Raw genomic sequence first — 17,899 nt, 5'->3', positions numbered from 1 at the left:
GCAGCGTTCAGGAGAGTGCCGTTTCTCGCGCCAGCAACAGGCGCTTGCGCTCGACGCCCCAGCGGTAGCCGCTGAGCTCGCCGTCACGGCGGACCACCCGGTGGCAGGGGATGGCCACGGCGATGGGATTGGCCGCGCAGGCCATGGCCACGGCACGCACCGATTTCGGCGCGCCGATGCGTTCGGCGATGTCGGTGTAGCTGACCCGGCTACCGAGCGGCACGTGGCAGAGCGCTTGCCAGACCCGCTCCTGAAAGGCGGTGCCTTGCACATCCAATGGCAGTTTCAGGCCCAGTTGCGGCGCCTCGACGAACCCTACCACCTCGGCGACCACGCGCTCATAGGCAGCATCACCGCCGATCAGGCGGGCCTTGGGAAATTGATCCTGCAACTGCTCGAGCAGGCCCTGGGGATCGTCACCGAGCAAGATCGCGCAGATGCCCTTCTCGCTCTGCGCCACCAGGATGGCCCCAAGAAAACACTGGCCGACAGCGAAATGCAGCGTGGCCCCGGCGCCGCCTGCGCGAAACGTGCGAGGACGCATGCCCAGGCGCTGCTCGGCGTCTGCATAAAAGCGGCTGTTGGAGTTGTAGCCGGCGGCGAAGATCGCCTCGGTGACCGAGCGCTGATCGTCGGCCAGGCGCTCACGCAGGCGCTTGGCACGAAACGCGCTGGCGTAAGCCTTTGGGGAAAGCCCGGTGACAGCTTTGAACAGCCGCTGCAGGTGAAACGGGCTGACCGCCAGTTGCATGCCCAGCTGCTCGAGGCTGGGGGCTGGATCGCCGCTTTCGAGCAAACGGCAGGCGCGCAGCACCAGCGCATCGCGCCGGGCGGGCTCGGCCTTGGCCAGGCAGCGACGACAGGCCCGGTAACCGGCGGCCTCGGCACTGCCGGCATCGCTGAAAAACGCGACATTTTCCCGTTTGGCCAGGCGTGAACTGCAATCCGGTCGGCAGTACACGCCGGTGGTGCGCACGGCGTAGACGAAATGGCCGGCGGCGCTCGAATCGCGCATCGCGACGGCGTGCCAGCGTTGGGCGTCAGTGGTGAATGCTGTCATCGCTTCGATCTCGCAGGCGGGTTCAGGCGCGCCACAGGTACCAGGCTGCCACCGTTCGATAAGGGCTCCAGGCTGCACCCAATGCACGCATCCGGGCCGGCGTCGGCGCCGTGTCCAGCCCCTTGAGTCGGCGATAGCCCTCACGCACGCCGAAGTCGTCCACAGGCAGGATATCTGAACGCTCGAGGCAGTAGATCAGCAGCATCTCGACGGTCCAGCGGCCAACCCCGCGCAACGCCACCAGGCGCTCGATCAACACCTGATCGGCAAGCGCCAGCGCCTCTGCCCGGCTAGGTACCACGCCGTCGAGGCGGGCCAGGGCAATGCCGCGAAGGGTCGCCTGCTTGCTGGCTGAAAAGCCACACCCGCGCAGCACCTCAGGGCTGAGCATCAACAGTTGTTCTGGGCTTGGAAACGCCTGATCCGGGAACAGCGCCAACAAGCGCCCGAGAATGGCCTCGGCCGCCCGCGCGTGCAATTGCTGGTAGGCAATCGCCCGCACCAGCGCTTCAAAGGGCTCGCGGCCAGGCGTGGCCCGGTGCAGGCACGGCCCGATCGCCTGGATGTGCCGTGCCCAGTCAGGGTCCGTGGCACTCAGGTGGGCAACGGCATCGTGATAGCCCGCAGGCGAGAGGTCGGCCAGGATCATGCTCGGCTCCAGCAGTTCGAGGCATTCAGCTTAACCCAGCGGTTGATCGGCTGATTGCCGGATCTTGCGCGGGTAATTGCCGCCCTGGCATTGCTCAGTGCCAGCATGGCCGCATAGAATTGAGAACTATTCACAATCACGCTCGCTCACGGAACCAGGCCCTGTAACGATGCAGACCCACGACACGTTGAAACCGGCCGAGGTCGCCCTGCTCTACCAGTCCCACCATGCCTGGCTGCGCGGCTGGCTGTGCAGCCGGGTGGGTTGTCGCGAACATGCCGCAGACCTCGCCCAGGACACCTTCGTGCGCCTGTTGCGGGCGCGCCAGATAGCGCCGTTGCGCGAGCCACGCGCCTACCTCAGCAGTATCGCCCGGGGTTTGATGATCGACCAGTTCCGCCGGCGTGCCCTGGAGCGTGCCTATCAGGAAAGCCTGGCGCTGCTGCCTGAAAACGAAGCCCCCAGTGAAGAACATCGGCTGCTGATTCTCGACACCCTCGAGCGCCTGGACCGGGCCTTGTCGCAACTCAAGCCACGGGCGCGTCAGGCGTTCTTGCTGGCGCAACTCGATGGCCTGAGCATCAGCCAGATCGCCCTGCGACTGAAGGTGTCGCGCGCGACCGTCGAACGCGATTTGGCCAAGGCCGTGGGCGTCTGCTATCGGTTGCGCTATGCGCAAGGCTGAACAGGCGCCAAGCCAGGCGCAGGTCGACCAGGCTATCGAATGGCTGGTCAAGCTACGCTTCGATCGGCCGGGGCCGGCCATCGAGGCGCAATTCAATCACTGGCTGGCGGCCGATGCGCTCAACGCATTGGCCTGGCAACGCGTCAGTGGGCTGAACGATGAACTGGCCGAGCTGCCCAGCACCCTCAGTCGACATACCCTCGAGTGCCATCGCCGACTGCGCGTCAGCCGCCGCGAGCACTTGAAGCTACTCGCCGTGCTGGCCGTGGGCGGCAGCCTGGGCTGGGCCGCACGCGAGCCGTTGGGTGTCGCGGCGCTGATGGCCGACAGCAGCACAACGACCGGCGCACGGCGAAGGCTGCAGGGCAGCGATGGCAGCCGCATCGAACTCAACACCGCCAGCGCCATCGACCTGCGCTACAGCCCTGTGCAACGCGAACTGACCTTGGTGCGCGGTGAAGTCAGCCTCGACAGCGCCAGCGGCGATCCGCGCCCGTTCCGTATCCACACGCGCCTTGGCGAACTGGCAACGGCTGACGCTCAGTTGTTGCTGCGCGAAAACGATCGAGGCCTGCTGCTGGCAGTGCGCGCGGGTGAGGTCACGCTGTTCCCCGCCTCGCCCAAGCAGCAGCAGGTGCATGCCGGCGAGCGCCTGCAGGTGCTGAGCAATGGTGATTACCAACCCGCGCAATGGCACGGCGATCCCTGGGGCTGGACCGACGGCGTGCTCAGCGTGCAACAGATGCCACTGGGGGAATTCGTGGCAGAGCTGGCGCGCTACCGCCCGGGTGTACTGCGCTGCTCACCAGAGGTCGCTGCCCTGAAGGTATCCGGCACCTATCAGCTCGATGACCCCGAGCGCATTCTGCATTTGCTCGCGCGCAGCTTGCCACTGCGGGTGAGCTACCGCACCCGTTATTGGGTGACGATTGGCGCTGCATAAATAAAGTGAAAAAAGAATGAGGGGGAATCTCATTCTCGTCCGGCCTTGAGGAATAAACCCGCACAGTGGTCTAGAACCCTTCAGGAGCCGTCCATGATTCTCCCCCATTTTTCCCGTGGCCAACGCCTTCACCTGGCGGTGCGCCTCGCCGTGCTGGGCCTTGGGATAAGCGTAGGTCAGGCCTGGGCAGCCCCTGCAGCGCCAGCGCCGGCCAAGCAGCGCCAGGCCCTCGCCTGGAACGTGGCGCCAGGGCCTCTGGCGGCGGCGCTGGATCAGTTGGCACGCCAAGGCGGCTTGAGCCTGTCGTTTGACGCCAACAGCCTGCAGGACCTGACCAGCCAAGGTGTGCAAGGACAACATGATCGCGCCACAGCACTGGCGATTGTGCTGCAAGGCAGCGGCGTGCAAGTGCAGCAGGAAAGTGACAGCAGCTTCTTGCTGATCGCGCCGGTCGAGGCTGGTGGCGCGTTGCAACTGGGGGCGACCAGTATTTCCAGTCAGCAACTTGGTGAAACCACCGAGCACAGCGGTTCCTACACCACCGGCGCGGTCACCATCGGCAAGACCGCGCAAAGCTTGCGGCGCACGCCGCAGTCGGTCACGGTGGTGACCCGCCAGCGCATCGACGACCAGCACATCACCAACCTCACCAACCTGCTCGAGCAAACCCCAGGCGTGGTGGTCAACCTCACCGACAGCGAGCGCGTGCAGTACTACTCGCGCGGCTACGCCATCGACGCCATCCAATACGACGGCGCCACCGTCGTGCAGAGCAGTGGCGGCGGCTCGTTCATTCAAAGCGACTCGGCCATCATCGATCGCGCCGAAATCCTGCGTGGCGCCACCGGCATGATCCGTGGCGCCGGCAACCCCTCCGGCACGGTCAACCGGGTGCGCAAGCGCCCGACTTATGCATTCCAGGGCGAAGGCAGCGTGACCCTCGGTTCCTGGGACGCCCAGCGCTACGTGGCCGACCTCTCCGGGCCGCTGACCGAGAGCGGCAACGTGCGCGGCCGGGTGATTGCCGTGCATGACGACAAGGCGCATTTCCAGGACGCGCGTGAGGAACGCAAGGAGGTGTTCTATGGCGTCCTGGCCTTCGACCTGAGCGACAGCACCACGCTGACCACCGGCCTTGAATGGACCAAGCTCGATGCCACCGGGGCGTGGGGCAACTTGCCTGCCGATTACGACGGCTCGCCGCTGCCGCTGGGCCGCAGCACTTACCTGGGCGCTGACTGGAACCGCTGGAACCGCAGCAACCTGCAGACCTTTGCCGAGCTCGAACACCGTTTCGACAACGACTGGAAGCTCAAGCTGATGGCTCAGCGCACCCATTTCAAGCTGGCTGACGACGGCTTCAAGCAAACCTACTTCAGCCGCGCGAGCGGCGCCGCCAACCCGACCAACAACCCATACCTGATGAGCTACCAGGTCACCGAGGGTGATGGCGGCGAAAGCCTGCAGAACAACCTCAGCGCCACCCTCAACGGCCCATTCGAGCTGTTCGGCCGCAGCCACGACCTGATGCTCGGCGTCGAACGTATCCGTAACGATTCCTACGCTTCGGCCACCAATTTCGTGACCTCCGGCAACTTCGATATCCGCCAGTGGGACCCCAAGACCAGCCTGTCCAACCCTGACATCGACATCCTCGCCCACCCGGTGCGTACGCGCACCACCCAGGAGGGTGCCTACGCCACATGGCGCATCTCGCTGGCCGAGCCGCTGACCGCCATCATTGGTGCGCGCAGCAACTGGTACGACTATGAGCAGGAAAACAACACCAGCAGTGGCGGCACGTTCAGCGTCGACAACAAGGTCGTGCCGTACGCCGCGCTGATCTATGACATCAACGACAACTTCAGCACCTATGCCAGCTACACGGAAATCTTCAACCCTCAGACCTCGACCGACGTCAGCGGCTCGGTACTACGGCCGGTGGAAGGCGAAGCCTACGAAACCGGCATCAAGGGCGAGTTCTACGAAGGCCGTTTGAATACCTCGCTGGCGTTCTTTCGCATTTACCAGGTCGGCAACGCGATCGACGATATCGCCAGCGGTCAGCCCTGCGGCGTGAACACCGGCTACTGCAAGATCGCTGCGGGCAAGAACCGCAGCCAGGGCTTCGAACTGGAAGTATCCGGCGAGGTGCTGCCGGGCTGGAACGTTGGCGGCGGCTACACCTATAACACCACCCGCTACCTGAACGACCCGACCAACCAGGGCAATGCCATTCGCACCACCGACCCCAAGCGTCTGCTCAAGCTGTTCACCAGCTACCGGCTGCCGGGCGCGCTCGACGCCTGGACCATCGGCGGCGGCGTGCAGGCGCAGAGCGAGATCTATTCACGAGCGCCGGCCAATGCCCGTGGGGTCAACCCCGGCGCGGTGGCCAGCCAGTCGGGGTACGCGGTGTACAACGCGATGGTCAATTATCGCTTCAACGACAACTATTCGCTGCAGCTCAACGCCAACAACCTCTTCGACAAGAAGTACTACCGCCAGGTAGCGCCGACCCCCACCGGTTACTACTGGGGTGATCCGCGCAACGTATCGTTGACCTTGCGCGGCACGTTCTGAGGCCGACTCGCGGCTCAGTCAGCCACGGCTCGTAGCTTGCCGACCCGGCGATACGACTGCCGGGCCACGCAGACGAACAGCCCCGCCATCACCGCCAGCGCCATCGGCAGGCCGTGCGGGGCGACGTCCATCGCCGCGCCGCTGACCAGCGGCCCTACCAGGCTGCCCACGCCCCACAACAGCCCGACGCTGGCATTGGCGGTGACCAGGTCCTGGCCCTTGAAGCGCTGACCGATCAGCACCAGGGCCAAGGTGTAGATGCCACCTGCCACCGCGCCCAGCAGCACCAGCATCGGCCACAGCAGCCAGGTCAGCTGCAACAACCAAGGCAAGGCCAGGCCAATGGTCATCGCCACCAAGCCACAGGCCAGGTGCAACCCCGTGCGCTCGACCCGGTCGGCCAGCCAGCCCAACGGCAACTGGAACAGCATGTCGCCAGCGAACACCACGGTCACCATCAACGCCGCGACCGCCACGGCAAAACCATGACTGCTGGCGTACACCGGCAGCAGCGACAACACCACGGCATCGAAGAACGAGAAGAACAGCACGGCCACGCACAGCGCCGGAGCGACCCTGAAGAACCCCGCCAGGCCGAAGCTCTTGCTCTCCTCGGCGTGTTCGACGTGGTCGTCCGGCACGGTCAGCACGATGCACAGCAAAGCCAGGCCATAGCCGAGCGTCACCACCCCGATGATCCAAGGGCTGCCGGCGCCGATCAGCGCGATCAGCGCCGGGCCGAGTACTTGAAAGCCAGTGAAACTGGTGGCGTACAGCGCCATGATCTTGCCGCGGTTATGCTCGGGACACAGCTCGTTGACCCACGATTCGCCGAGTATGATCGCCACGCCCATGCCGATGCCCAGCCCTAGGCGCAGCGCCGCCAGCAGCCACAGCGACGAGAAGGCCCACTCCAGCAAGGCGACGCTCACGGCGCACAGGCTGAAGCACAGCAGGTAGATGGTGCGTCGGGTCAGGTGCCGGCAGCAGGTGTCGACCATGAACGCCGAGAGCATCATGCCGGCGGCAGGAATGGCCGAGATGATGCCGATCTTCAGCGTATCGGCACCGGCCTCGTGCAAGCGCAACGAGACCAACGGCAGACTGGCGCCCAGGCTGAAGCCCACGACCGAAACGGCGAACAGCAAGCCCGCCAGCAAACGCATGTTCATTCACAACTCCTCGCAACCTGAAAAAGACGTGCAGCTACAGGCGCCCACGCGCACGCCGCAGCATGCGGGGTGGCTCGGGCGCTAGGTCAGTTCGGCGCGAAGTGCGGAGAGAAGGTAAAGGCGAACAGCACGCTACGACGGCGCTTGAGCACGGTGTCGCTCGGCCACGCACGACGCATGGCCTGCAAGGCAGGCTGACGTGTGTGGGAGAGTGACGGGCTGCGGCGCATCGCGTTGGCTACGGGTCTGGAAGAAGAGCCGGCACTCTAGGCCAAGCCTGAGCCTATCGTCAATTACCGGTGCAAGGCTTGCAGTGGCGTCATCCTGCTCGTCAAGGGGCTGCCAACGCAGCCCCAATCGTTTCAGCGCTTGCCGGTGCTCGGCAAGAACACCGCCAGCAAGCCGAACAGCGGCAGGAACGAACACAGGCCATACACATACTCGATACCGCGCAGGTCAGCCAGATAGCCCAGCAGGGCTGCGCCGATGCCGCCGAAGCCGAACATCAACCCGAAGAAAATCCCGGCAATCATGCCGACACTGCCCGGCACCAGTTCCTGGGCATACACCACGATGGCGGAAAACGCCGAGGCCAGGATGAAGCCGATCACCACGCTCAGCACGCTGGTCCAGAACAGGTCGGCGTACGGCAACGCCAAGGTGAACGGCGCCACCCCCAGGATCGAGAACCAGATCACTGCCTTGCGCCCGATACGGTCACCGATCGGCCCGCCAAAGAAGGTGCCGGCAGCCACCGCACCGAGGAACAGGAACAGGTGCAGCTGCGAACTGGCCACCGACACGCCGAATTTTTCGATCAGGTAAAAGGTGAAGTAGCTGGTGAAGCTGGCCATGTAGAAGTACTTGGAAAACACCAGCAGGCCGAGCACGATCAACGCCGCGATCACCCGCCCGCGCGAGATGCCGTGGCTGGCCTTGACCGCCGCACGCGCCTTGGCCTGGCTCAGGTGTTCGCTGTACCAACGGCGCAGCATCAGGGTCACGGCAAAGAACAACAGCCCCGCCACACCGAACCAGGCCACGTGGCTCTGGCCGAAAGGAATGACGATCGCGGCGGCGAGCAATGGTCCGAAAGCCGAGCCGGTATTGCCGCCGACCTGGAAGGTCGACTGCGCCAGCCCGAAGCGGCCACCGGAGGCCAGGCGGGCGATTCGCGAGGTTTCCGGGTGGAAGGTCGAAGAACCGATGCCAACCAGTGCCGAAGCGAGCAGGATCATCGGGAAGCTGCCGACGAACGCCAGCATGACGATGCCGACCAGGGTACACAACGTACCCAGTGGCAACAGGTTGGGGGTCGGGCGGCGGTCGGTGAAGAAGCCGACCCATGGCTGCAGCAGCGAGGCGGTGATCTGGAATGTCAGGGTGATCATGCCGATCTGGGCGAAGCTCAGGTCGTAGTTGGCCTTGAGCATGGGATAGATCGCCGGCAGTACCGACTGGATCAGGTCATTGATCAGGTGCGCCAGGGCACAGAAGGTGATGATGCGCATCACCAGGGGATTGGCTTGGGTCGCCGTCCCGGTGCTGGCGGTCGAAGGGGTACTGGTGGCCATGGGGGAGTTACCGTGCGCGGAGATAGGATCCGATTATCGGGAAACAAATAGATACATAGCTACCTTTTATTTGCTCCGCGCGCAGCAAGGGTACGGGCACGCCGCTAAGTTTTTGAAAGCGTGCAAATTTTTTTTGAACGAGGTGTTGACATGCCCCCCTCACAAGGGAATAATGCGCGCCATCGGCTACATAGCTCAGTTGGTTAGAGCATAGCATTCATAATGCTGGGGTCCGGGGTTCAAGTCCCTGTGTAGCCACCAAACACGTCAAAGGGCTTACCGCAAGGTAGGCCCTTTTTCTTTGCACTCAAAAAAGCCAGCGCGGTCGTCAGGCTTTGCCGCAGAAAGACGACGTGGCGCTGCCATCCCCACCCCAAGTCCGATACCCCGCCGTGTCGATATGGATGCGCCCGCTCGGGTAGCGACCCAAGCCCATGTTCCACGCCTGACCTTGCTGCTGCCAAAAGCGGCACAGGGGATTGGGATCGGCCCAGGGTGGCAACAGCACATCGACGGCGAAGGCACGGGTGTGCGCGCTGTCCCGCGCCCCGCCTGCGCAGCGGTTCAATAGCGGATCACGGTAGGCCGAAACCACCTCGAACTCAGGCACCACCTTTTGCCGACGCAGGGTCTGCAGCAGTGCCAGGGTCGAACGCACTGCCGGCCAGTTGCCATGCGGTGGCACCGCGAACGGCGCGGCGTGGCACAACTGCCAGTCCGACGCCGAGCGCAGCAGTTGATGGATCGGCACCACGCCATACAGGCGGGCTTGCACCAGCATCTCGCGAAACGGCCGGGTTTGGTGGTCGCCGGCCCACTGCGCGAACATCCACAGGTCGCGCCCATCAGCCTGGGCCATGGCGCTGAGCAGCACCCCAGCAGCGCCTATCAAGCCTGTCGCTCTTCTCATCCCCTCGCCCCTTGTCCAGTATGTGCTGCGCCGCCAACCCTGGTGGCCCTCAACAAGGAGTTAAGCATGCACAAGACTGCCCTCGCCTGCCTCGGCGCCTTCGCCTTCAGCGGCGCGGCCATGGCCGATGCCCAGATCGTCCTGGGCGACGCCCAGCGCGTGGCTCGGCTGTTCGCGTTTCCCAACAACTGCCATGTGATCTGCTACCGCGACTGGAGCCTGGAACAGACCGTCGAGCACTACCTGACGCAAAGCGTACGGCGTGATGGCTATGCCACTGCCAAGGTACAGGTCAGCCGTGCCAACGAGCAGGTGCGGGCTTCCATCAGCGAAGTGCCGGCCGACTACGCCCTGCCCTTGCAGCGGTTGCTCGACAATGGCGAGCTGGCGTATCAGGGCGCCAAGCAGTTGAACAAGGACGGCAAATGGTCCTATGACTGGTACCTGTTCCTGCCTCTGGGCATGGCGTTGCACAACCGCCGCAGCATCGAATTGCTGCACTTCCCGCCTGATTATTCGCTGACCCAGGCGCAGGACTATCTGCGTTCGAACACCACCGATCGCTGGGCCGAGCTGCTCACGTACAACGGTGTCGACGCCAGCCAGACGCCGGCCTACCAGACCATCATCGATATCGCCCCCATCGCAGCGCCCGCCAGTGCCGGAGATGCCCTGACCGGCACCTATGGTTACTTCAAGGACTATCAGCTGCGCATGGTCAAGGACATGACCCTGCAAAGTGCCGAGCAAGCGCTGCCCATGGTCGCCTTCGGCGCCCCGGTGCGCAGCTGGGTGCAGCAGCAATACGGCCCACAGGTAGGTGTACTGGGCCTGGTCAGCATCAGCCCGCAAACAGGCATGCAGGTGCCTGTGCTCGGCGCCAACCACCCCAGCGCGATCTGGTACGCAGCGAACAAGGACAGCCACGGCGGCGACCAGGACGCAGCCGACGCGGCAGGCTTGAAGATGATGGGCCAGGACCTCACGGCGGCCTGCTGGCAGGCCGGCATGGGGCGCAACCCGGCTGCCAACCCGAACATGACCCTGCAGGCCTGCTCAGACAAATGGCAGGTGACGCAGAAGAAGCAGACCTGCGAATTGTTCTTCCGCAGCGTGCGTAAATACACGCCAGAGCAGGCGGCCGCCAAGTGCAACAGCGGGCCAGTGAACCGAACCCTGCGTGACCTGCGCAAGCCGATCGAGGCATCAAAGGCGTTGTGATCGACAGACGGCGTGTGGTCCGAAGGCTTAAGCGGCGTTCGCCACAGCATTCTTGGCACGGGTGAGATCGAGCGCCGCGCGGGCGCTCGATCTACGCATTCCCTCACCACACAAGACGAGCACCCGCTGCGGGTCGCCCTCCGGCCGTCAGTCCTCGAGCAACGTGCAGGCCATCACCAGCGCATCTTCACGCCCCCCCGCCACCGGGTAGTAATCGCGGCGCCGGCCGATTTCGTTGAAACCGTAGCGCTCATACAGCCGATAGGCTGGCTGATTACTGGCGCGCACCTCCAGGAAGCACTCCCGGCCATTGAGCTGATAAGCACGCGCCATCAGGTGTTCGAGCAGCTTCAGCCCCAGGCCACGGCCTTGATTCTCGGGCTTGACGGTGATGTTGAGCAGATGCGCCTCGTCGATGATCACATTGATCACCCCGTGCCCGACCTGTTGTTGCCCGTCGAACATCAGCCACACTTCGTAGGACTTGAGTGCGTCCTGAAAGATGCCACGGGTCCAGGGGTGACTGAACGCTGCATATTCGATTTTCAGCACGGCATCCAGATCCGCCTCGGTCATCGGGCGGAAACTGATCGATTCACTCATTCAACGCTCTTCCAGCGCGCCATCAGCTGGCGCATGGCTTTCCAGACGTCCGCCTTGCGTTGCGGCTCGTCCATCAACAGTTCAAGGCCCGGCAGCGCCCAGGCCGCGCCCAGGCCGTCGATCTGCAAGACCTGGTAGTAGGCTTCGGTGTCTGCATTGGCGGCGAAGCGCAAGGCCGGCAGCCCCACCAACCAGATCAGGCTGCAGGGTGTTTCTTCAAGGCGGGCCTGAATGAACCCTTGCACGAAATCGCGCGCGGCCTCCGGGCCCTGGTCCATGGTGCCGCGCACGAACAACGGCCAGCGTACGGGTTCGCCGATGATCTGTGGGGCGTCCGGCAGGCCGGCTGCGCGCAGCATGTCCTTGAGCAGCAGGTACGAAGGGTCGCGGCTCTGGAACGGCTGCCCGGTGGCCAGTTCGACCAGCAACAGGCAACCGCCGGCACGCAGCAGCTGCAACGCAAAGCGTGGCGGCGGCACCGGGGCGGGGCGCGGCGCAGGCGCCTGGGCCTGCTCCTCGGCCGGCTTGGCCACGACCTTGGGCCCGCTGCCCGGACGCGGGATCTCGATTTTCGGCCGCTCGACGGAACGCGTCTGCACGACGGCCGGGGCTGGGCTGGCCGTCGGCGCGGTCGTTAGTGCGTCGAACGCGTCATCCTCCAGCGGCGCTTGCGGCAACAGCAGCGCGGGGCGTGAAGGTGCGGCGAACGGCAGTTCGGCACGCGGCAGCCATTGCGCCACTTGCATGGCGGAAAGGTAGGCGCGGCGGCGAGGTTCGGTCAGCAAGGTGGGGTGTCCGGGGTTTGCAAACGACGCACATTCTACCGTTGTTGGCCGGGCAGTGCTGCAACGGGTCGGCGGAAATTTACCGGCGACACCGGTGAAACCCCTACTTCGGCCAGGGTTATGCCTCATTACAGACCAAGGGGTGAAATCCTCCCCCCCGGATGCAGTACAATCGCCCCCTTTTTACTTGGCAACGAGTAGACGCCAATGATCGAACCCAAGCGCGTCCTGCGCGCCCTAGCCGAACACTGGGCCCTGATCGAGCCGCTGTGCGAGCGTTTCGACCAAGGCACCCTGAGCCTGGTGGAACTGCGCCAGCAACTGGCTCGCCAGCAAGTGGAAAGCACGCCGCAGGACATCACCCAGCTGCTCGACGTGTGGATCCGCCTGGATATCCTGGTGCCGGTGGCCAAGAGCCCGAACCGCTTCGAGCTCAATGCCCAGATTCACGACTTTCTCGCCTACCTGCGGCGCGAGCACCGGCTGGGCCTGTGCCTGGAGATCGAGGCCTACCTGCGCCACCTGGAACGCCTGGCCGGGCATATCCAGGACGCTTTCGACAACCGCGACAGCGATGACCTGGCGCGCCAGTTGCGCCTGCTCGACATGCGCGTGCGCGATGTGCTGAAAAAACTCGACAACGACGAACAGGCGCTGGTCGCCGTGGCCGAACGGGCCAAGACCAGCAACCGTCAGATTCCCTTGCGCCAGCGCTATGCCGAGGTGCTGGCGACCTGGGACGAGTACGTCGAGCCGATGATCCAGCTGGTCAATGCCGATGGCGCCTTCGAACAAGGCGTGCGCAAGGTCGAGACGGTGCTGCTCAAGCTGCTCGGCGAGCAAGCGCGCCTGGGCCACCTGGTCGATGACGACATGCTGCTGCGCACCCATGCGCGCATCCTGGAGATGCAGACCAGCGCCCAGTTGACCCTGCGCCATGCCCGCGAGCTGCTGCTGCCTCTGCGCGAAGAAGCGCGCCGGCACAACGCCGTGACCCGCGGCGCGGCGCTTGCCCTGTCGGTGATCCGGCGCAAGGGCATCGACGCCGTGCCCCAGGCCGCCATGCCGCTGTTCACTCGCCCGCAAAGCACCTTCCTCGGCAGCGCCAGCCAGGTCGAGGCCTATGTCTACGTCCTGGCCCGCTTCGAGCCGAAACCGGCCAAGTTCCCCAAGGCGCACAAGACCCATAAAGGCCCGCTGCCGCGTGCACCGCGCACCGTGAAGGAGATGCTCGAGCGCTGCGAAGACGCCCTGCCGCTGCCCGACCTCATGGTCTGGCTGCTGGACCAGGAGCCAGACGGCGCCACCGACGAACTGCTGTACTGGTTCTCGCGCCTGTCGCGTGAGAAGCGTTTCAAGCGCAAGCGTCTTGAGCGGCGCCAGTACGCCACCCACGAACACCTGGTCAGCCTGCGCTCGTTCGCCCTGACGTCCAGCCGCGAAACGCCATCTGAACCCCACGCGAGCCCAGCCAATGCATCTTGATCTTTCCGAACTGTCCCAGCTCGCGCCGATCTTCCGCGAGCTGTTCAAAGGCTTTCACGTCAGCCGCCGCGATCCGGAAATGTACAGCCAGCTGTCGAACTTCCAGGACCAGTACCGCACCCTGTTCAAGGCCTTGGGCTTCGACCTGGTGTGCGACACCCGCGGCTTCTACTACTTCGTCCCCGAACAGGCCGCCGCGCAGGTCAACAAGACCGCCCAGCGCCTGTCGCTGTTCACCTTCATCCTGGTCGAGCACCTGGCCGACCAGGGCCGCGACCCGATGGCCGTGCTCGACGGCGGCAGCATCGGCCGCGACGAACTGCCGTCGTTGCTGGACAAGTACCGCGACCTGTTCCTGCAGGCTGAAGTACAGACCGTCGAAGAGCTCGAAGAAAAGATCCTGCGGCGCATGACCCAGCTGGGCTTTGCCCATGAAGAGGGCGGCATCTACCGTTTCCTGCCGCCGATGCACCGTTTCCTCGACGTGTGCCTGTCGGTGCAGCAGGACCGCGACCTGGCTGCCAGCCTGCACAGCGACCTGCCGCTGCCCACGCCGGTGCTGGCCGAGGAAGAAAGCCCCGAGGCGCTCGAGCACACCGAAGACCCGCTGGACCTCGCCCCGTTCGGCGATGAAGAAAGCGAAGAAGACGCCCTGGCCCGGGCCATCCGCGAAGAGCAACAGGAGATTGACGCATGAGCCAGGAACGCTACGGCATTCGCCGCTTCGCATTGCTCAACACCGCCGGCTACAGCCTCGGCCTGTTCCCACTGGAGCATCCGCTGTCGGTCTACGGGGCCAACAACCTGGGTAAGTCGGCGTCGATCAACGCCTTGCAGTTCCCGATCCTGGCGCGCATGTCCGACATGAGCTTCGGCAAGTACAGCCTGGAGCAATCGCGCCGCTTCTACTTCGCCAGCGACACCTCGTACATCCTCTGCGAATTGCACCTGCCCCATGGCCCGCACGTGATTGGCGTGGTCGGGCGCGGTCCGGGCGGCGGCTTCGGTCATCAGTTCTTCGCCTACAAGGGCGAGCTGGACTTGGCCCATTACCAGAAAGATGACACCTGCCTGCGCCAGAAGGAGCTGTTCACCAACCTCGAGCGCCTGGGACTGAAGGCCTACGAGCTCAAGCCCGACGAGTTGCGTCGGCTGCTGGTCGGTGGTCATACCTCGTGCCCGCTGGACCTGACGCTGATCCCGCTGCGCTCGACCAGCGAGCAGAGCCTGAAGACCTTCCGCGCCCTGTTCATCAACCTGCTGCACATGCGCGAGATCACTGCTGCCAAGCTCAAGCAGCTGTTCCTCGATGCCTTCGAGCACAGCCTGCGCTCAGGCAGCGTCGACTACATCGCCGCCTGCGAAGAAGCCTTCCGCGACGTGCGCCGCATGGAACAGGACTACAACGCCCTGGTGGCCGCCGGCCCGCTGGTCGAGGCCCTGGCCGGGGGTGTTTCCCAGCGCGACATCCTGCGTGGCAAGTTGCATCGCCTCTCGCCGCTGCTCGACAACCTGCTGGGCACCTGGCAGGAATACGCCATGGCGCGCAAGGAAGAGCTGGTGATCCAGGCCGAGCACTGGCGCAGCGAGCAGGACCGCCTGCAGAACGACCAGCGCGGCGGCACCCAGGAGCTGATGCGCCTGGAGCGTGAGATCACCGGCATCCAGCGCTGGCTGGGCGAGCTGGCGGTGCTCAAGCACCGTTTCGCCCTGGTCGACGACGTGAAGATGCTCGAGCAGCAACTGCTGGCGGCCAAGGACGCACACGATGAACTGGCCGGTGCCTTGGCTCAGTCACGCCAGTTCAGTGCCGAAGACCTCGACGAACGCGTGCGCGACCTGGAAAAACGCCTCAAGCAGGTCAAGCAGCAGCTCGACCATGCCGACAACAACAGCTACGCCCGCTTGCGCGAGGAATTCTCGCAGCAGGACGTCGACCGCCTGATGCGTTTGTTCAACGGTGCGCTGTTCAGCTTGCCGCTGGGCGATCGTGGCATCGAGCTGGACGACAGCGATCTTTGGGTGAAGTCCCTGGAAGCCGTGCTTGAAAGGTTCAAGGGCGAGCGCTTCGAAGCCCCAGGCCTGTCGATCGACCTTACCCACATCGACCCGCCAGCGTTGCAGGCACTGGCTGACCGCGCAGCGCTGCGCGATCAGAAGGAACGTCTGGAGAAAGAGCTCAAGCAGCTCAAGACCCAGCAGCAGGTCGCCGCCGACCGCAACGCCTCGAAGGCACAGACCGAAGCGCTGTATCAGCAAGTGCTGGATGCCCAGAAGGCCCTGGAAGACTACCGCCGCAGCGAAACTCTGAGCGCCGAGGAGCCGGAGAAGCTCGAACAACTGGCACAGCTCGAAGCCGCCCAGGACGAGCTCAAGCGCTCGAGCGATGCCTTCACCGAGCGCGTTCAGCAGCTGTCGGCCAAGCTGCAGCTGGTTGGCCGGCAGATCGGCGATCTCGAATCCAAGCAGCGCACCCTGGAAGACGCCTTGCGCCGTCGCCAGCTGCTGCCGGCCGACCTGCCCTTCGGCACGCCGTTCATGGAAGCGGTGGACGATTCGATGGACAACCTGTTGCCGCTGCTCAACGACTACCAGGACAGCTGGCAGGCCCTGCAACGGGTCGACAACCAGATCGAGGCGCTGTATGCCCAGGTGCGCCTCAAAGGCGTGGCCAAGTTCGACAGCGAAGACGACATGGAGCGCCGCCTGCAGCTACTGGTCAACGCCTACGCGCACCGTACCGACGAGGCCCTGACCCTGGCCAAGGCACGCCGCGCTGCCGTCACCGACATCGCCCGGACCTTGCGCAATATCCGCAGCGATTACGACAGCCTGGAACATCAGCTGGCGCTGTTCAACCGCGAGATCAACAAGCGTCAGGTGTCCAACCTGGAAAGCTTCCGCGTGGTGCTGGCGCCGAACAAGGAAGCGCTCAAGCACATCGATCAGATTATCCACAGCGCCGGCCAGTACGAAGAAGGCGAAACCCTGTCGGTATTCGACCTGACCCAGAGCGCCGAGCAGGACAACAAGAACGAAGAGGCCAAGGAATACCTGGCGCGCCTGGTGGCCGCCAACCATAACCAGTTGGGCCTCAAGGACCTGTTCGAGCTGGCGTTCGAGATCACCAAGGTCAACAGCCAGCCGGTCATTCATGCCGATATCGACGGCGCTGCATCCAACGGCACGACCATGACCATCAAGGCGCTGACCAACATGTACCTGTTGCTGCACCTGATGGACCGCGACCTGGCCGGGCGGATTCGCCTGCCCTATTACCTCGACGAAGCGGCGGACATCGACGAACGCAACCAGGCGGCGCTGTTGGAGACCAGCTTGCAGTTGGGCTTCGTGCCGATCTTGGCGAGCGTCAAGCCGCAGGTATCGGCGCACGTGGCGATCGATCTTGAAGGTGGCAGCGGGCCGAATGGCATCTACATCGACGAGGACGACTGGAAGTACATCAGCCGTCTGGATGAGGTGAAGGCGGTCGTGCGTGAGGATCAGGCCGAAGCGTTGGTTTGAGAACCGGGGGGCCGCTTTGCGCCCCATCGCGACCTGCGGTCGCTCCTACCGTAGGAGCGACCGAAGGTCGCGATTGGAGGCCGCAGGCCTCCCAGCCAATCACTGCACCCACGGCAGAATCAGGATCGCAGTCACCGCATTCTGGAGGCTGCCTTCGACAACCCGGGGGCCGCTTTGCGGCCCATCGCGACCTATGGTCGCTCCTACGGTAGGAGCGACCGAAGGTCGCGATTGGAGGCCGCAGGCCTCCCAGGCAATCACTGCGCCCACGGCAGAATCGCAATGGCAGTCACCGCATTCTGCAGGCTGCCTTCCACAACCCGGGGGCCGCTTTGCGCCCCATCGCGACCTGCGGTCGCTCCTACCGTAGGAGCGACCGAAGGTCGCGATTGGAGGCCGCAGGCCTCCCAGGCAATCACTGCACCCAAGGCAAAATCGGAATGGCAGTCACCGCATTCTGCGGGCTGCCTTCCACAACCCGGGGGCCGCTTTGCGCCCCATCGCGACCTGCGGTCGCACCTACCGAAGGAGCGACCGAAGGTCGCGATTGGAGGCCGCAGGCCTCCCAGCCAATCACTGCGCCCAAGGCAGAATCAGGATGGCAGTCACCGCATTCTGCAGGCTGCCTTCCACAACCCGGGGGCCGCTTTGCGGCCCATCGCGACCTATGGTCGCTCCTACGGTAGGAGCGACCGAAGGTCGCG

Annotated in this window: 14 protein-coding genes and 1 tRNA gene; 8 read left to right on the top strand and 7 right to left on the bottom strand. The window is 64.4% G+C overall.

The features are described from left to right. Positions 1-7: 7 nt before the first annotated feature. Positions 8-1,060: a bifunctional DNA-binding transcriptional regulator/O6-methylguanine-DNA methyltransferase Ada gene (gene ada / locus ACLEJW_RS00465; RefSeq protein ID WP_440776834.1), complete on the bottom strand. Its 1,053-nt coding sequence runs from the start codon at positions 1,058-1,060 to the stop codon at positions 8-10. A 22-nt stretch (positions 1,061-1,082) separates the two neighbouring features. Then, complete coding sequence (locus ACLEJW_RS00460; RefSeq protein WP_440776833.1) at positions 1,083-1,709, bottom strand: DNA-3-methyladenine glycosylase family protein; 627 nt, start codon at positions 1,707-1,709, stop codon at positions 1,083-1,085. Positions 1,710-1,878: 169 nt separating this feature from the next. On the opposite strand from ACLEJW_RS00460, the gene ACLEJW_RS00455 reads away from it, so the two are divergent. The 3 genes from ACLEJW_RS00455 to ACLEJW_RS00445 all read left to right on the top strand — a co-directional run bounded on the left by ACLEJW_RS00455 (position 1,879) and on the right by ACLEJW_RS00445 (position 5,920). Beyond that, positions 1,879-2,394 carry a sigma-70 family RNA polymerase sigma factor gene (locus tag ACLEJW_RS00455; RefSeq protein WP_145191697.1) on the top strand — a complete coding sequence of 172 codons (516 nt, stop codon included), beginning with the start codon at positions 1,879-1,881 and terminating at the stop codon, positions 2,392-2,394. Then, a complete protein-coding gene (locus ACLEJW_RS00450) occupies positions 2,381-3,337 on the top strand; it encodes a FecR domain-containing protein (RefSeq protein WP_440776832.1) in 957 nt (318 codons plus the stop codon). The genes ACLEJW_RS00455 and ACLEJW_RS00450 overlap by 14 nt, the downstream gene beginning before the upstream one ends. A gap of 93 nt (positions 3,338-3,430) precedes the next feature. Beyond that, on the top strand, positions 3,431-5,920 hold the full coding sequence (locus ACLEJW_RS00445) for a TonB-dependent siderophore receptor (protein ID WP_440776831.1): 2,490 nt from the start codon (positions 3,431-3,433) through the stop codon (positions 5,918-5,920). A gap of 14 nt (positions 5,921-5,934) precedes the next feature. Here the strand turns inward: ACLEJW_RS00445 and ACLEJW_RS00440 are convergent, their stop codons facing one another. Next, positions 5,935-7,092 (bottom strand): MFS transporter, encoded by a 1,158-nt coding sequence (locus ACLEJW_RS00440; RefSeq protein ID WP_313458329.1) that lies wholly within the window; start codon positions 7,090-7,092, stop codon positions 5,935-5,937. Positions 7,093-7,454: 362 nt separating this feature from the next. After that, entirely contained in the window at positions 7,455-8,666 is a 1,212-nt protein-coding gene (locus tag ACLEJW_RS00435; protein ID WP_313301475.1) for an MFS transporter, read from the bottom strand. 184 nt (positions 8,667-8,850) lie between these two features. Between ACLEJW_RS00435 and ACLEJW_RS00430 the strand changes: the two genes are divergently transcribed. After that, positions 8,851-8,927: transfer RNA gene (locus tag ACLEJW_RS00430), tRNA-Met, on the top strand. Positions 8,928-8,994: 67 nt separating this feature from the next. Here ACLEJW_RS00430 and ACLEJW_RS00425 read toward each other — a convergent pair. Beyond that, on the bottom strand, positions 8,995-9,576 hold the full coding sequence (locus ACLEJW_RS00425) for a D-Ala-D-Ala carboxypeptidase family metallohydrolase (RefSeq protein WP_145191684.1): 582 nt from the start codon (positions 9,574-9,576) through the stop codon (positions 8,995-8,997). Positions 9,577-9,642: 66 nt separating this feature from the next. On the opposite strand from ACLEJW_RS00425, the gene ACLEJW_RS00420 reads away from it, so the two are divergent. After that, positions 9,643-10,797 (top strand): hypothetical protein, encoded by a 1,155-nt coding sequence (locus ACLEJW_RS00420; protein ID WP_313458325.1) that lies wholly within the window; start codon positions 9,643-9,645, stop codon positions 10,795-10,797. A gap of 147 nt (positions 10,798-10,944) precedes the next feature. Here ACLEJW_RS00420 and rimI read toward each other — a convergent pair whose 3' ends face one another. Both rimI and ACLEJW_RS00410 read right to left on the bottom strand, forming a co-directional pair. Continuing rightward, positions 10,945-11,400: a ribosomal protein S18-alanine N-acetyltransferase gene (gene rimI / locus ACLEJW_RS00415; RefSeq protein WP_313458323.1), complete on the bottom strand. Its 456-nt coding sequence runs from the start codon at positions 11,398-11,400 to the stop codon at positions 10,945-10,947. Beyond that, positions 11,397-12,185 carry an energy transducer TonB gene (locus ACLEJW_RS00410; RefSeq protein WP_313458321.1) on the bottom strand — a complete coding sequence of 263 codons (789 nt, stop codon included), beginning with the start codon at positions 12,183-12,185 and terminating at the stop codon, positions 11,397-11,399. Before ACLEJW_RS00410 ends, rimI begins: the two co-directional genes overlap by 4 nt. A gap of 207 nt (positions 12,186-12,392) precedes the next feature. On the opposite strand from ACLEJW_RS00410, the gene mksB reads away from it, so the two are divergent. Genes mksB through mksF form a run of 3 tightly spaced genes read left to right on the top strand, consistent with a single transcriptional unit; the run spans position 12,393 to position 17,195 of the window. Further along, entirely contained in the window at positions 12,393-13,670 is a 1,278-nt protein-coding gene (gene mksB / locus ACLEJW_RS00405) for an Mks condensin complex protein MksB (protein ID WP_440776830.1), read from the top strand. Beyond that, complete coding sequence (gene mksE / locus ACLEJW_RS00400; protein WP_145191672.1) at positions 13,660-14,367, top strand: Mks condensin complex protein MksE; 708 nt, start codon at positions 13,660-13,662, stop codon at positions 14,365-14,367. The genes mksB and mksE overlap by 11 nt, the downstream gene beginning before the upstream one ends. Beyond that, positions 14,364-17,195 carry an Mks condensin complex protein MksF gene (gene mksF / locus ACLEJW_RS00395; RefSeq protein ID WP_313458316.1) on the top strand — a complete coding sequence of 944 codons (2,832 nt, stop codon included), beginning with the start codon at positions 14,364-14,366 and terminating at the stop codon, positions 17,193-17,195. The genes mksE and mksF overlap by 4 nt, the downstream gene beginning before the upstream one ends. The last annotated feature ends 704 nt before the right edge of the window (positions 17,196-17,899 follow it).

It is taken from the genome of Pseudomonas sp. SMSB3 (assembly GCF_052041965.1).
In the GTDB taxonomy this organism is placed as follows: domain Bacteria; phylum Pseudomonadota; class Gammaproteobacteria; order Pseudomonadales; family Pseudomonadaceae; genus Aquipseudomonas.
This window is presented reverse-complemented; position numbering and strand designations above follow the sequence as displayed.

What these genes read in the sequence shown, in the direction of transcription:
- ada (WP_440776834.1), bottom strand. Translation starts at nt 1,060, where the DNA reads ATGACAGCATTCACCACTGACGCCCAACGCTGGCACGCCGTCGCGATG.
- ACLEJW_RS00460 (WP_440776833.1), bottom strand. Translation starts at nt 1,709, where the DNA reads ATGATCCTGGCCGACCTCTCGCCTGCGGGCTATCACGATGCCGTTGCC.
- ACLEJW_RS00455 (WP_145191697.1), top strand. Translation starts at nt 1,879, where the DNA reads ATGCAGACCCACGACACGTTGAAACCGGCCGAGGTCGCCCTGCTCTAC.
- ACLEJW_RS00450 (WP_440776832.1), top strand. Translation starts at nt 2,381, where the DNA reads ATGCGCAAGGCTGAACAGGCGCCAAGCCAGGCGCAGGTCGACCAGGCT.
- ACLEJW_RS00445 (WP_440776831.1), top strand. Translation starts at nt 3,431, where the DNA reads ATGATTCTCCCCCATTTTTCCCGTGGCCAACGCCTTCACCTGGCGGTG.
- ACLEJW_RS00440 (WP_313458329.1), bottom strand. Translation starts at nt 7,092, where the DNA reads ATGAACATGCGTTTGCTGGCGGGCTTGCTGTTCGCCGTTTCGGTCGTG.
- ACLEJW_RS00435 (WP_313301475.1), bottom strand. Translation starts at nt 8,666, where the DNA reads ATGGCCACCAGTACCCCTTCGACCGCCAGCACCGGGACGGCGACCCAA.
- ACLEJW_RS00425 (WP_145191684.1), bottom strand. Translation starts at nt 9,576, where the DNA reads ATGAGAAGAGCGACAGGCTTGATAGGCGCTGCTGGGGTGCTGCTCAGC.
- ACLEJW_RS00420 (WP_313458325.1), top strand. Translation starts at nt 9,643, where the DNA reads ATGCACAAGACTGCCCTCGCCTGCCTCGGCGCCTTCGCCTTCAGCGGC.
- rimI (WP_313458323.1), bottom strand. Translation starts at nt 11,400, where the DNA reads ATGAGTGAATCGATCAGTTTCCGCCCGATGACCGAGGCGGATCTGGAT.
- mksB (WP_440776830.1), top strand. Translation starts at nt 12,393, where the DNA reads ATGATCGAACCCAAGCGCGTCCTGCGCGCCCTAGCCGAACACTGGGCC.
- mksE (WP_145191672.1), top strand. Translation starts at nt 13,660, where the DNA reads ATGCATCTTGATCTTTCCGAACTGTCCCAGCTCGCGCCGATCTTCCGC.
- mksF (WP_313458316.1), top strand. Translation starts at nt 14,364, where the DNA reads ATGAGCCAGGAACGCTACGGCATTCGCCGCTTCGCATTGCTCAACACC.